General features: G+C 59.4%; 12 protein-coding genes. 8 read left to right on the forward strand and 4 right to left on the reverse strand.

Annotated elements, in window-relative coordinates:
* Positions 1-7: 7 nt before the first annotated feature.
* Positions 8-814, reverse strand: a complete 807-nt coding sequence (locus ACXKZG_RS19725) for a 5'-nucleotidase, lipoprotein e(P4) family (protein WP_106381808.1) — start codon at positions 812-814, stop codon at positions 8-10.
* A 130-nt stretch (positions 815-944) separates the two neighbouring features.
* On the opposite strand from ACXKZG_RS19725, the gene ACXKZG_RS19730 reads away from it, so the two are divergent.
* Positions 945-1,661 carry a purine nucleoside phosphorylase YfiH/LACC1 family protein gene (locus ACXKZG_RS19730; RefSeq protein ID WP_013200561.1) on the forward strand — a complete coding sequence of 239 codons (717 nt, stop codon included), beginning with the start codon at positions 945-947 and terminating at the stop codon, positions 1,659-1,661.
* Between the two features lie 61 nt (positions 1,662-1,722).
* Here the strand turns inward: ACXKZG_RS19730 and rlmG are convergent, their stop codons facing one another.
* Positions 1,723-2,850 (reverse strand): 23S rRNA (guanine(1835)-N(2))-methyltransferase RlmG, encoded by a 1,128-nt coding sequence (gene rlmG, locus ACXKZG_RS19735; RefSeq protein WP_151038394.1) that lies wholly within the window; start codon positions 2,848-2,850, stop codon positions 1,723-1,725.
* An 82-nt stretch (positions 2,851-2,932) separates the two neighbouring features.
* Here rlmG and ACXKZG_RS19740 point away from each other — a divergent pair, with 82 nt between their 5' ends.
* On the forward strand, positions 2,933-3,439 hold the full coding sequence (locus ACXKZG_RS19740) for a M48 metallopeptidase family protein (protein WP_134823350.1): 507 nt from the start codon (positions 2,933-2,935) through the stop codon (positions 3,437-3,439).
* Between the two features lie 10 nt (positions 3,440-3,449).
* On the opposite strand, the gene ACXKZG_RS19745 is transcribed toward ACXKZG_RS19740, so the two are convergent.
* Positions 3,450-4,313, reverse strand: a complete 864-nt coding sequence (locus tag ACXKZG_RS19745; RefSeq protein ID WP_013200558.1) for a DMT family transporter — start codon at positions 4,311-4,313, stop codon at positions 3,450-3,452.
* A 127-nt stretch (positions 4,314-4,440) separates the two neighbouring features.
* Here ACXKZG_RS19745 and ACXKZG_RS19750 point away from each other — a divergent pair, with 127 nt between their 5' ends.
* The 4 genes from ACXKZG_RS19750 to ACXKZG_RS19765 all read left to right on the forward strand — a co-directional run bounded on the left by ACXKZG_RS19750 (position 4,441) and on the right by ACXKZG_RS19765 (position 8,650).
* Positions 4,441-5,835, forward strand: coding sequence for an aminotransferase-like domain-containing protein (locus ACXKZG_RS19750; protein ID WP_488875333.1), 1,395 nt, complete (start codon positions 4,441-4,443; stop codon positions 5,833-5,835).
* Between the two features lie 272 nt (positions 5,836-6,107).
* Positions 6,108-6,860, forward strand: coding sequence for a GntR family transcriptional regulator (locus tag ACXKZG_RS19755; RefSeq protein WP_134823347.1), 753 nt, complete (start codon positions 6,108-6,110; stop codon positions 6,858-6,860).
* Positions 6,860-7,759, forward strand: a complete 900-nt coding sequence (locus ACXKZG_RS19760; protein WP_134823346.1) for a carbohydrate kinase family protein — start codon at positions 6,860-6,862, stop codon at positions 7,757-7,759. Before ACXKZG_RS19755 ends, ACXKZG_RS19760 begins: the two co-directional genes overlap by 1 nt.
* Before the next feature lie 39 nt (positions 7,760-7,798).
* The gene (locus tag ACXKZG_RS19765; RefSeq protein WP_134823345.1) at positions 7,799-8,650 is read left to right on the forward strand and encodes a BtpA/SgcQ family protein; all 852 of its coding nucleotides are present in this window, start codon (positions 7,799-7,801) and stop codon (positions 8,648-8,650) included.
* Between the two features lie 68 nt (positions 8,651-8,718).
* On the opposite strand, the gene ACXKZG_RS19770 is transcribed toward ACXKZG_RS19765, so the two are convergent.
* The gene (locus ACXKZG_RS19770; RefSeq protein ID WP_346566890.1) at positions 8,719-10,410 is read right to left on the reverse strand and encodes a chloride channel protein; all 1,692 of its coding nucleotides are present in this window, start codon (positions 10,408-10,410) and stop codon (positions 8,719-8,721) included.
* A 168-nt stretch (positions 10,411-10,578) separates the two neighbouring features.
* Between ACXKZG_RS19770 and ACXKZG_RS19775 the strand changes: the two genes are divergently transcribed.
* Both ACXKZG_RS19775 and ACXKZG_RS19780 read left to right on the forward strand, forming a co-directional pair.
* Positions 10,579-11,577 (forward strand): Gfo/Idh/MocA family protein, encoded by a 999-nt coding sequence (locus tag ACXKZG_RS19775; protein WP_013200552.1) that lies wholly within the window; start codon positions 10,579-10,581, stop codon positions 11,575-11,577.
* Between the two features lie 253 nt (positions 11,578-11,830).
* The gene (locus ACXKZG_RS19780) at positions 11,831-12,802 is read left to right on the forward strand and encodes a TerC family protein (RefSeq protein WP_346566888.1); all 972 of its coding nucleotides are present in this window, start codon (positions 11,831-11,833) and stop codon (positions 12,800-12,802) included.
* Positions 12,803-12,997 lie beyond the last annotated feature (195 nt).

Below are 12,997 nucleotides of genomic sequence, written 5' to 3' on the forward strand. Positions count from 1 at the left end.
CAGCGGCTTATTTACCGCTCCACGCCTTCAGGTTGGCGTCACGGGTTTGCAGCTTCTGCTCTGGCGTCAGCTTGTTATAGCCTTCGCCTAATCCGCTTTCCCAGTCGCCGTACAGCGGGTTAGGCAGAATAATGAACTGCGTGCCGAACAGGCGGTTGTTCTGGTTCACAAAAGCACGACGCTGGGCGTTGCCCTGATGCCAGGTCGCGGCACCGTAGTCGTTAAGGTTGTCGCCGATATACAGCACCACGTCGTAGCCTTCCGCCTTGATCGCATCAAATCGCGCCTGCTTGTTTGAGCTGTCGCTCTTCAGGCGCAGGGTTTTATCGTTCACCCCGGTGAAGCCCAGTTGGGTCAGGTTTGCCGCCGTGGCCGCCGCATCTTTACTGTCGCGGTTGGAGACATAGAACATGGTGCCGCCGTGGCTGTTAACGTAGTTGGCAAAGTTGACCGCGCCCGGTACGGCGGTGGCCTGTTTTGCCTGGGTCCACTGTGACCAGCTCTTATCGGCAAACGGCTGGTTCGCCTTCACCTGCCAGGCGCTGTAAGCGCTGTTATCGATCATCGTTTCATCCAGATCGACGATCACCGCCTTCGGCTTGCCGGTCAGCGACGGGGCTTTATCAAACGCCAGCGTGGCAAAATTAAACGCCTGATACGCCAGCGCCTGATATTCACCCGACTGCTGGAACCAGTTAAGCGCCATCACCGACTGCTGATTCAGCTGATTGGCAGCATCCTGTTTGTGAGGGGCACAGCCAGACAGCGCCAGCGCCATCAGCACGGCGGCACTTAAGGTGGTGGTGGTTTTCATTTTCAAGGGTGGTGATCTCCTGCCAGAATAAAGGGATAGAAAGGCTTTCGAATTAACGCCTTAAAAATGTAGCATCTCCCCCGTAATGTGAAGAGATTGTTCGCCTGCTGATGACGTAAAGGACTGGAACATGCCGCAACCCTATCGCTCTCCCCTGCTCTCTTCGCTGAGCTGGCTCGATCACGCTTTCCTGCCCGCCGGTGAGCGTCCGCCGGAAGAGAGCATCTATAACCATCAGCGTCACAGCCCCAACGTGGTACTGGATACCGAGGCGCTGCCGGTCAAAAGCCAGCAGGCGGACGGATTGATTGGCACCGGCACGCGGCCCGTCGCGGTGTATACCGCCGACTGCCTGCCGATCCTGATTGCCGATACCCGACACAAGCAGGTTGCCGCCGTCCATGCCGGACTGAACGGCGCGCTGGGCGGCGTGTTGATCAATACCCTGCGACGCCTGTGTGAACGCGGCGCCACGCCGGACAGCCTGATGATGGCCATTGGTCCGGCAATCTGTCCCTGCTGCTATGAGCTGGGTGACGAACGCATTGCGGGCATCCAGCAGGAGAACCCTCATGATCTCGCCGGGCTGATCGCCTTCTCAACCGTGCAGCCGGTTAACCGCGATGCGGTTCGCGCACAGGCGAAAGGCACCACCGGTGGAGTGTGGTTTGATCTGCCGCTGCTGGCTAAGAGGATGGCGATGCGTGAAGGGGTGCCGGAAGCACAGATTGAACTGAGCGAAATATGCACTTACTGCATGGCGGAAGCGCAGGCCAGCTACCGCCGCAACAGCCACTTCGATCACGGCTATCAGCAGCGTTTTTCGTGGATCCGCAGGCAGGATTAAGCGCATAAAAAAAAAAGGCGGCCCGTTGCAGGTGCCGCCTTGTTTGTCTGTCGCGACAGCGCTAGCGCATCTTCACCGAACGCAGGATCACGAACTTCTGGTTAGAAGCCACGGTGGTGCAGTTGCCAAACAGTTTCTTCATTTTGCGGTAGTAGTCCAGATGGCGGTTACCCACCACGCGCAGCTCGCCGCCTTCCTGCAGACAGCGATAGGAATCGCGCATCATCTGCCAGGCAATATAGTCGGTCAGCGTGTTCTGCTGATGGAACGGCGGATTGCACAGCACCGCATGGAAGGTATTCGACGGGAAGCCCGCCAGTGAATGGTTCACCGAGAAGTGGCAGCGATCCATGTCATCCGGACGGTTCACTTCCACGTTCATCTCGCTGGAGGCGACCGCCATCCAGGATTCATCGATAAAGTGCACTTCAGCAGCCGGGTTCTGATCCAGCGCGGTCAGGCCAATAACGCCGTTACCGCAGCCCAAATCGGCAATCTCGCCTTCAATTCCTTCTGGCAGGTTCGCCATAAAGAAGCGCGCGCCCACATCCAGACCGCTGCGGGAAAACACGTTGGCGTGGTTGTGGATTTCGTACTGCGTGTCGTCCAGCGGCCAGATCGAGGTCATTGGCGCATCGGCCAGCGCCGGCAGCGTCGGTTCACAGAAGATCAGACGCGCTTTTTTCACCGCCAGCGAGGTTTTGGTGACGCCCAGCACGCGTTCAAACAGGTTCAGCGTCGAGGTGTGAATGTCTTTCGCTTTGCCTGCGGCAATAATTTTCGTTTCAGGCGTGACCACGCTACGCAGTGAACGTAACTGATGCTCTAATAGCGCCAGCGTTTTAGGGATCTTGATCAGCACCACGGCAGGGGTAATGGTCAGCGGCGCGAGGCTGTTGATAAACTTCACGTCCCCTTCGTCCATCGCGTTTTCATTCAGGTTCTGACGCGTGGCCAGCTCGCACATCACCGAGTCGCTGATGCTGTAAAGCTCTTCACCGTACAGTCCGCATGCCAGCGTGCCAAAGGTGTCGTTGAACAGGAAAACGGGGCCATTGGTCTGAATATCGGCCATATGTTGCAGCAAATATTCATCGGCAGCATCCCAGGCCTGTAACGGGCTCTCTTCGCGCGTCTGGGGGAAACGGTGCAGCGTCAGCGTGCGGTGGCTCAGTTCGAGTTGGCTCATGGGATCTCCGGCGTGGTAAAATTCCCGCGATTTATCCCCTAAAACGGGCTAACAGTAAACTTTTTTCTTTCCTGGAGTCAGCATGTCGTCGCTTATTTACCTGCAAGGTTACCCCGAATCCCTGCTTTCTCAGGTCAGAACGCTGATCGATCAGCAGCGTCTGGGGGAAGTGCTGCAGAAGCGCTATCCCACCAGCCACAGCATCACCAGCGATAAAGCGCTGTACGATTACGCGCTGGATTTAAAGAACCAGACCTTACGCAAATCGCCGCCGCTGAACAAAGTGATCTACGACAGCAAAATAAAAGTGATGAAGCACGCGCTCGGTCTGCATACCGCCATTTCGCGCGTGCAGGGCGGCAAGCTGAAAGCCAAGGCGGAGATCCGCGTCGCCACCATTTTTAAGCAGGCACCGGAAGCGTTTCTGCGGATGATCGTGGTGCACGAGCTGGCGCACATCAAAGAGAAGGATCACAACAAGGCGTTCTATCAGCTTTGCTGCCATATGGAGCCAGAATACCACCAGCTGGAATTCGATACCCGCCTGTGGCTGACCGAGCAGTCCCTGCGCGGACGGGAGAGCGAATAGCGCCCGGCCGTCACACCGCGAATCGCTTCGCGCCCGCCACGCAGACAATGGCGGCCAGGGTCACCAGCAGCATCGACCAGCTGACGGTTTCGTGCAGCAGCAGCGCGGCCAGGCCCAGCGCGATAAAGGGCTGAAACAGTTGCAGCTGGCTGACCGCCGCAATGCCACCCTGCGACAGGCCGCGATACCAGAAGATAAAGCCAATCAGCATGCTGAACACCGAGACGTAACCAAATCCGAGCCACGCAGGCAGGCCAACGTTGGCAAAGGAATCGGGACGCGTCAGGTATGTCGCCGGCAGCATCACCGGCAGCGACAGCACCAGCGCCCAGCAAATCACCTGCCAGCCGCCGAGCCGGCGCGATAAGCGCGCCCCTTCGGCATAGCCCAGACCGCAGATAATCACCGCCGCCAGCATGCAGATATCGCCACGCAACGATCCCTGCGCGCTGCCGATCAGCGCATAACCCGCCACGGCGGCGCTGCCAAGCAATGAGAACAGCCAGAACGCCGGACGGGGACGCTCGCCGCCGCGCAGCACCGCAAAGGTGGCGGTACAAAGCGGAAGCAGCCCGAGAAACACAATCGAATGGGCGGAAGAGACATGCTGCACCGCCAGCGCGGTCAGCAGCGGGAACCCCACCACCACGCCCATCGCAGCGATCGCCAGCGAGGCGATATCCTGACCTGCAGGCCGCCGCTGGCGGAAAGCCATCAGCAGCGCCAGCCCCAGTAATCCGGCAATGGTGGCGCGGGCACAGGTGAGGAAAACCGGATCGAGATCGGCCACCGCCGCGCGGGTTGCCGGCAGCGAACCGGCGAATATCACCATGCCGATAAAACCGTTGATCCAGCCATTTGATTTCAGATTCATGTCACGCGTTCTCCCTGTTGCAGATAGCCGCATTGAAGCATTGAAATAAACCGCCGGGCCAGAGACAATCAAGTACAATTCAAACGAACTGTACTGGTTCACTTTCCCCTACAGTCTGGAGTGCCCGATGTCGGAAAACCTCACGCGTATCGCGATGGTGATGCAGGACGTGCGCAGCAAAATTGCCGCCCGAAATTATCTGCCCGGCTCGCGGCTGCCGTCGGTTCGCGCCCAGGCGAAGACGCTGGGCGTGTCGGTATCGACCGTGGTGGAGGGCTATGAACGGCTGGCGGCGGAGAATGTGATTCTGGCAAGGCCCGGTGCCGGGTTTTTCGTCAGTGGCCCGGTGGCCCCGCTGGATCTGGCGCAAATCAGCCCGCGACTCGACAGAAATATCGATCCGCTGTGGATGTCTCGTCAGTCGCTGGAAGCCGATGACAGTATGCTGAAGCCCGGCTGCGGCTGGCTTCCGGCCTCGTGGATGTTTGAAGAAGGCATCCGTCGGGCGATGCGCACGCTGGCGAGATCGGACGCCTCGCTGCTGACCGATTACGCCACGCCGCTGGGCCATGCGGGGATGCGCCAGTTTCTGGCGCGCAAGCTTGCGCTGGAAGGCGTTGAGACCGAAGCCAGCCGCATCCTGCTGACCGAATCCGGCACCCAGGCGGTCGATCTGATTTGCCGCTTCCTGTTGGAGCCGGGCGATACCGTGCTGGTGGACGATCCCTGCTACTTCAATTTCCATGCGCTGCTGAAGGCGCATCGGGTCAACGTCGTCGGCATTCCTTATACCGCCACCGGCCCGGATCTCACCGCCTTCAGTCAGGCGTTGCAGCAGCATGCGCCCAGGCTGTATCTGACCAACTCCGGTATTCAGAACCCCACCGGCGCCACGCTTTCTCCGGTCACGGCGCACCGGCTGCTGAAGCTGGCCGATGCGGCAAATCTGGTGATTATCGAGGATGATATTTTTGCCGATCTCGAGGTGTCTGCCGCGCCACGACTGGCCGCGTTTGACGGACTGTCGCGGGTGATTTTTATCGGCAGCTTTTCAAAAACGGTTACCGCATCGGTGCGCTGTGGGTTTATCACCGGCCGCGCCGACTGGATTGAGAGCCTGACCGATTTCAAAATCGCCACCAGCTTTAGCGGCGGTCGCATGGCGGCCGAACTGTTGCTGACCGCGATGACTGACGGCGGCTACCGGCGGCATATGGAAACCGTGCGGCTGCGGCTGGCGCAGGCGATGAGCGACACCGTGGCGCAACTCAAACCCCTTGGGATCACCCCCTGGCTGGTGCCGCATGCCGGGATGTTTTTATGGTGCCAGCTGCCCACCGGCACCGATGCCGCCGTCGTCTCGCGCCGTTGCCTGCAGGAAGGGGTGGTGCTGGCGCCGGGCAATACCTTTAGCCAGCTGCAAAACGCGGGCGATTTTATGCGCTTTAACGTCTCCCAGTGCGCGGATAAGCGGATTTTTGACCTCCTTGGACGCGTGCTGGCGGACTCCAAACCGGTTTAACAGACGCCAAAAAATGGCCGCGCGAGGGTCGATCGCGCGCGCCGTCATACAAATTCCGTATGGCTGTTTTTTGCCCGATATTCGCCGAATTCAGCGCCGCTGAATGTCTGCTGCTAATTGCTTGTTAACTGGTGACAAAGCGGCAAATGTCATACCAACCAGTTCGACAAAAGTGCCTGATTCTTCTCGTTTTTCCCCGTTCCCCCGCGTATTGACACGGTTGTCATGTCATTTGATTATCGAGCCAACTTCACTCGGACAGGATCGGGTTTATGCAATGGGATCAACAGGCGCTTGTTGCCGGTACTCAACCTCTCTGGTGGCAAATCGCCGAGCGGCTTCGCCGTGAAATCGAATTTGGCGGCTTTAAGCAGGGCGACGTGTTGCCGTCCGAAGCGGCCCTCAATCAGGTGTTTGGCGTCAGCCGCACCACCGCCAGAGCAGCGCTGGATAAGCTTGAGCAGGAAGGGCTGATCAGCCGCCGGGCGGGAAAAGGCTCGATCGTTTTGCCGCCGCAGGTTATCCAGCCGCTGAGCCAGATGTCGAGCTTTGCCGAAGATATGCGCCGTCGCGGCTTTATCGCCAGCTATAAAACCCTCAGCGCCCGCATGGTGACGCCGCCCGCAGAAGCCGCCGCCGCGCTGGGGCTGGGCGAACATGAGAAGGCCTATGCCATCTCGCGCCTACTCAATGCCGATAACCAGCCGATGGCGCTCTCCTACAGCTGGCTGAAACCCGGCCTGTTCGACCTGCATGCGCCGCCGGGCAGCGACAAGCTGGACCGCCAGTCGCTGTATGACTGGCTGGAACAGCATTGCGACTGCCGGATTACCGGCGCGCAGGAAACCATCGGTGCCGCGCTGGTCAGCTCGGAACTGGCCCGACGCCTGAAGGTGGCGAAAGGCTCCGCCAGCCTGGTCGCCCGCCGCCTCAGTCACGATGCAGAACAGCAGCCGGTGGAGTATGCAGTGGTGCATTACCGCGCCGACCGCTATGCCTTCGCCATCGATCTGGTGCGCACCTGATGGCGACGGGAAAGGCCTTATTTGTTGGCGATATCAGCCTCGACACCACCCTGCAGCTGGGCCACATCCCGCAGCCCGATGAAAAGCTGCACGTGCGTATTGATAACGAATCTGCCGGTGGGGTGATCAGCAACGCCGCCCTCGCCTGCCGTCTGGCCGGCGGCAACCCGGTGCTGGCGGTGGAAACCGGCGATGACCTGTTTGCCGACTCCCTGCTGATCAGCCTGCAGCAGGCAGGCATTGAGATCGTCAGCCGCAAGATGCCTGGCCGCACCTGCCGCGCCATCGTGCTGATTGAACCGCACGGCGAGAAGCGACTGCTGCTGGAGCCCGGCGTGTCGCTCTATCCCTCCCTTGAATGGGTGCAATCCCTCTCCTTAGACGGCATCGACTGGGTGCATACCGCGGTGTATGGCGAAGGCGCGTGGCCGCTGATTGAGCAGGCGCGTCAGCGCGGCTGCAAATGGTCGCTGGATCTGGAACCCGCCACCTTCAGCAACGGCATTGCCTCGATCGAATCGCTGCTGGCGGGTGCGGAAGTGGTGTTCTGCAATCAGCGCGCGCTGGCGCAACTGGGCGACAACCCGGTGCAACAGCTGCTGGCGGCTGGGGTAAACGCGGTGGTTTCCACGCTGGGTGCCAGAGGCGCCAGCTACACCACCGACACGGATCACCTCGAAGTACGCTACCCGCTGACGCCAACGCTGGTGGACACCACCGGCGCAGGCGACTGCCTGGCCGGCTGGTTTATCGCCTGCCTGCTGGCGGGCAAATCGCCCGACGCGGCGCTGACCGAAGCGGTGTTTGCCGCCACCTACAGCTGCGAACGGGCTGGCGCTCAGTCCTCTTATCCTGACCGGCAGCAGCTCGCTGCCTTTCAACAGGCCAGCCTGCGCTGACCTTCTGACCCCATCAAGCACGTTTACAGAGAGAGTGATATGGCCGCACCCCAAGTTCTGCCGCAGAAGAGTAATGCCCTGGAGACGCTGTTTCAGGTGAAGAAACCGGTGATTGGCGTGATCCACCTGAAGCCGCTGCCCGGCGCGCCACGTTATAACGGCCAGGCGATGAAAGAGGTGTATGACGCCGCCGTGGCCGATGCGCTGACGCTGTCACGCGGCGGCGTGGACGGCATTATTGTCGAAAACGCCAGCGACCTGCCCTTCGCGCGCCCGGAAAATATCGGTCCGGAGACGGTGGCTGCGTTAACCGCCGCCTGCCTCGCGGTGCGAAATGCCGTTGATACGCCCATCGGCATTACCTGTGTCGCCAACGGTGCCATCCCGGCGCTGGCGATTGCCAAAGCGGTCGGTGCCCGTTGGGTGCGCGTCAATCAGTGGGCCAATGCCTATATCGCTAACGAAGGCTTTATCAACGGCCCGGCCCCGGAAGCAATGCGCTATCGCGCGATGATCGACGCCCGCGATGTCGCCATTTTCGCCGATGTTCACGTTAAGTTTGGCGCACATGCCATTACCGCCGACCGCAGCATTCCCGAGCAGGCCACCGACGCCGAATGGTTTGATGCCGACGTGCTGATCGCCACCGGCACCCGCACCGGCAACCCCACCAGCGACACCGAGGTCAATGAGGTGCGCAGCGGTACCAATTTGCCGGTGATTGTCGGCTCTGGCCTGTCACCGTCTCAGGTGCCGGCGCTGTTTGCCTCCGCCGATGGCGCGATTATCGGCCAGTGGCTGAAGGAAGACGGACAGTGGTGGAAGCCGGTCGATCCGCGCCGCGTGGCGGAGCTGATGGCGGCGGTGATGAAAGTGCGGGAAGGACTGTGAGCGAGAAGGTCGAATACCCGGCCGACGGACTGTAATCCGCAAGGGGTTCCCGTGACGGGCCCCCCTGCTTACAGGAAGTCTTTGGCTTTCTGGATCAGGCTGGTTTTGGTCAGCGCGCCGAGGTATTTCCTTTCCACCGGATTATTCAGCACCGGCAGGCGCTCCAGCGTGATGCGGGCAAAGGCTTCCCAGCCTTCGGTAATGGTCTGATTTTCGTAGATAAACGGGAAGGTGTCATCCACCACGCAGCTGACCGGGGAATCCAGCGTGATCTCTTTATCCAGCACCTTTCTGGAAATATCATGGATCGACACCGCGCCCAGAAACTGCCCAACATCACCGATCACATAGACAAAACGCTCGCGTTTTAACGTGCTGACCGCCAGCGCCTTGCCGACGGTATCTTCCGGCTTCAGCGCCGCGCCAGAAACGATAAATTGCGAGATGATGCCGTTATCAAAATCGAACTTGGCATCGGAGCGGCTGAAGTGGTTTTTGATCACCGGATAGGTGCTGCTGGACTGCAAACGGTAGACGGTCATTGACGCCAGCACGCAGGCAATCATGGTGGGGAACAACAGGCTGCTGTTGAGGGTCATTTCCAGCACCATCAGCATCGCCATCAAGGGTGCCTGACTGACCGACGCCAGCACCGCGCCCATCCCCACCGCCGCGAATACCACGGTGTTGCTGACCGGCCAGCCGGCCAGGCTCGCCAGCGTGGCGATCACCACGCCCAGCACCGCGCCAATCAGCAACGAGGGCGTGAACAGGCCGCCCACCGCATTCGAGCCGACCGACACCGCCGTGGCGATCATCTTCAGCGCCAGCAGGATAATCAGCCCTTTCAGCACAAAGCTGCCGGCCATGATTTCGACAATCACTTCGTAGCCGTTGCCGAGAATATTGGTGCTGGCAATCGCCATCACGCCCACCAGCACGCCGCCTAATCCCAGCCGGAACGGCAGGTTTTTGATGCGGCCAAAGCGCTGCTTGCTCTGATTGATCAGCCAGATCATCGCCCAGCCCACCAGACCGGCCGCCAGGCCGACGATCACCGTCAGCAGCATGTTGCCGACCGTCAAATCAAACTGCGCATGGGAGAAGGGATAAATCGCCGAACGGTAGCCCAGCGTCCACATGGTCAGCACCGCCACGCCTGAGGAGATGATCAGCGGGATCAGGCGCTGCAGCGCCGAGATGCCAAAAGCAATCTCCGCCACGAAAATCGCCGAGGCCAGCGGGGCATGGTAAACCGACGACAGCCCGGCGGCGGCGGCCATCGCCACAATGTCACTGTTGCGCAGCGCGAGCTTAGCGAAACACAGCCGGCCCATCAGGCTGCCGCTCAGTGCGGAAAGCTGCACCATCGGCCCCTCTTTACCAATCGAGGCGCCGCTGCTGATACTGGCAATCGAGGAGAGCGCGCGGAACAGCGAGGTTTTGGTCGGCACGGCATCCAGTCGGGCGTTGATCACTTCCAGATAATCGGTGCGAACCGTCTCTTTCTGTTCAATCGCCGTGGCATAACGCAGGAAAAAACCGGCAATCACCCCGCCGACACCCACCACCAGCGGCCAGAGATACCACGGATAGACGCCGATGGCCTGGGTCACATCCTGCCGGGTGCCAAACACCACCGAGTTAATCAGCTCAATCGCCTGACGAAAGCCCAGCGTCACCAGCGTCGCCACCAGGCCAACCGGGATCGCGACCAGAATGCTGGTCCAGTTCAGTGCGTGTTTACTGCCCGTCGTCATGTTTTCAGTGTGCCCCGGTGGAGAATCTTTCCTCTTAGGGTGAAAGAGGATACAGGAAAAATCAAACGGCATGCGGGAACTCACATGCTACTCTGAAGGTTATCGCCGTGGGCAGGGCAAACGCGCTGCGCCACTCCCGCCATAAACGTGTGGAGACCAAAACACGCCATGATCCGCTTCGCTGTTGTAGGGACTAACTGGATCACCCGCCAGTTTGTCGATGCCGCGCATGAAACCGGCAAAATGAAGCTCACCGCCGTTTACTCCCGTTCACTGGACCAGGCTCAGGCCTTCAGCACCGATTACCCCGTGCAGCATCTGTTTACCTCGCTGGCGCAAATGGCCGAGTCGGACGACATTGATGCGGTGTATATCGCCAGCCCGAACGCCCTGCACTGCCAGCAATCGCTGCTTTTCCTGCAGCATAAAAAGCATGTGATTTGTGAGAAGCCGCTGGCGTCTAACCTGCGTGAAGTCGAGACGATGATCGCCTGCGCGCGAGAAAATCAGGTAGTGCTGTTTGAAGCCTTTAAAACCGCCAGCCTGCCCAATTTCCTGATCCTGCAAGCGTCCCTGCCGAAAGTGGGCAAGCTGCGTAAAGCGGTGATCAACTACTGCCAGTACTCCTCGCGCTATCAGCGCTATCTGGACGGCGAGAATCCCAATACCTTTAATCCGGCCTGGTCGAACGGCTCGATTATGGACATCGGTTATTACTGCCTGGCGACCGCGGTCAGCCTGTGGGGTGAACCGCATAAGGTGTCGGCGAATGCGTCGCTGCTGGCCAGCGGCGTGGATGCCCACGGCACGGTGGTGATGGATTACGGCGATTTTGACGTTACCCTTCTGCACTCGAAAGTCAGCCAGTCTGGCCTGCCAAGTGAGATCCAGGGCGAAGAGGGATCGCTGGTTATTGAGCACGTTTCGGAATGCCAGCGCGTCAGCTTTGTGCCGCGCGGCGCCCGCTCGCAGGACCTCAGCCATCCTCAGCATATCAATACCATGCTGTATGAAGCCGAGACCTTCGCCCGGCTGGTAGAGAGCAACGAAGTGAATCATCCGGGCCTGCAAACCTCCCGTACCACGGCGAAACTGCTGACCGACATTCGTCGCCAGACCGGCGTGGTCTTCCCGGCGGATGAGTTGCCCGATGACGTGGTTGTGTAAATATTTCTAAATATGTCCAGTTATGATTGACCTGTGCCGCGGCGGACCGTATCTTCTGCCGCAGCATAGGGGAGTAACTTTTACGCCAACCGATCGTCAGCACGGTATCGAAGATACCCGGTCGTTGGGCAACAGAACCACGGGTTCTGCTGTGAGTGAGACCTGGCGTTAAAGGAATCGGTCTGTTTGTCATCTATGATGAAATCAACAGCCCTGTTTCTGTCGGCCATTTTTCATTTTACAGGATACGTCTATGCACTCTGTTGGCACGCCTCTGCTGTGGGGCAGCTTCGCGGTAATCGTGGTTATTATGCTGGCTATCGACCTGTTTTTGCAGGGTCGTCGCGGCTCCCAAACCATGTCAATGAAACAGGCGGCACTCTGGTCGCTGCTGTGGATCTCCCTCTCTCTGCTGTTCGCTGCCGGTTTCTGGTGGTACCTCGACGGTAATGTCGGCCGTGAGATCGCGAATACGCAAACCCTGGCTTTCCTGACGGGCTACGTGCTGGAAAAAGCGCTGGCGGTGGATAACGTCTTCGTCTGGCTGATGCTGTTCAGCTACTTTGCGGTGCCGGCCGCCATTCAACGTCGGGTACTCATCTACGGCATCCTCGGCGCTATCGTGCTGCGTACCGGGATGATCTTTGCCGGCAGCTGGCTGGTCTCTGAATTCAGCTGGATCCTGTATCTCTTCGGCGCGTTCCTGATCTTTACCGGTATCAAAATGGCGATGGAAGGCGGTGACGATGAAGGCAACGTCGGCGACAAGCCGGTCGTCCGCTGGCTGCGCAGCAAAATGCGCATGACCGAAACCATGGAAGGCGAGAAGTTCTTCGTGCGTCGTAACGGCGTGCTGTTCGCTACGCCGCTGCTGCTGGTGCTGATTATGGTCGAGCTGAGCGACGTGATTTTTGCCGTCGACAGCATTCCGGCTATTTTCGCGGTCACCACCGACCCGTTTATCGTCCTGACCTCTAACCTGTTCGCGATCCTCGGCCTGCGTGCGATGTACTTCCTGCTGGCGAACGTCGCGGAACGCTTCCATATGCTGAAATATGGTCTGGCGGTGGTGCTGGTGTTTATCGGTGTGAAGATGCTGATCGTCGATTTCTACCACATTCCGGTGTCGATCTCGCTGGGTACCGTCGGCGGCATTCTGGCCATCACCCTGCTGGTTAATGCCTGGGTTAATTACCGTAACGACCAGAAGAAGCTGAGTCAGTAACGCGCTGCCTGACACCGTGCTGCTTCACCGCGGCCCGGTGTCAATTTCCCGCTGGAGATTCTGTTTAGCCGCACGCTTCTTTTCGTCAGCCGAACTTTTCACGACTTTTCCCTTCCCCTGCCATCACATTTCCTTATACTCACCCGCGCAAACACACCAATGCCGTCCCATTCAGCACACACGATGCTGAAGCGC

This window comes from Erwinia sp. 2186, assembly GCF_057812255.1.

Coding starts and splice junctions, on each gene's coding strand:
- ACXKZG_RS19725 (WP_106381808.1), bottom strand. CDS start 814: ATGAAAACCACCACCACCTTAAGTGCCGCCGTGCTGATGGCGCTGGCG.
- ACXKZG_RS19730 (WP_013200561.1), top strand. CDS start 945: ATGCCGCAACCCTATCGCTCTCCCCTGCTCTCTTCGCTGAGCTGGCTC.
- rlmG (WP_151038394.1), bottom strand. CDS start 2,850: ATGAGCCAACTCGAACTGAGCCACCGCACGCTGACGCTGCACCGTTTC.
- ACXKZG_RS19740 (WP_134823350.1), top strand. CDS start 2,933: ATGTCGTCGCTTATTTACCTGCAAGGTTACCCCGAATCCCTGCTTTCT.
- ACXKZG_RS19745 (WP_013200558.1), bottom strand. CDS start 4,313: ATGAATCTGAAATCAAATGGCTGGATCAACGGTTTTATCGGCATGGTG.
- ACXKZG_RS19750 (WP_488875333.1), top strand. CDS start 4,441: ATGTCGGAAAACCTCACGCGTATCGCGATGGTGATGCAGGACGTGCGC.
- ACXKZG_RS19755 (WP_134823347.1), top strand. CDS start 6,108: ATGCAATGGGATCAACAGGCGCTTGTTGCCGGTACTCAACCTCTCTGG.
- ACXKZG_RS19760 (WP_134823346.1), top strand. CDS start 6,860: ATGGCGACGGGAAAGGCCTTATTTGTTGGCGATATCAGCCTCGACACC.
- ACXKZG_RS19765 (WP_134823345.1), top strand. CDS start 7,799: ATGGCCGCACCCCAAGTTCTGCCGCAGAAGAGTAATGCCCTGGAGACG.
- ACXKZG_RS19770 (WP_346566890.1), bottom strand. CDS start 10,410: ATGACGACGGGCAGTAAACACGCACTGAACTGGACCAGCATTCTGGTC.
- ACXKZG_RS19775 (WP_013200552.1), top strand. CDS start 10,579: ATGATCCGCTTCGCTGTTGTAGGGACTAACTGGATCACCCGCCAGTTT.
- ACXKZG_RS19780 (WP_346566888.1), top strand. CDS start 11,831: ATGCACTCTGTTGGCACGCCTCTGCTGTGGGGCAGCTTCGCGGTAATC.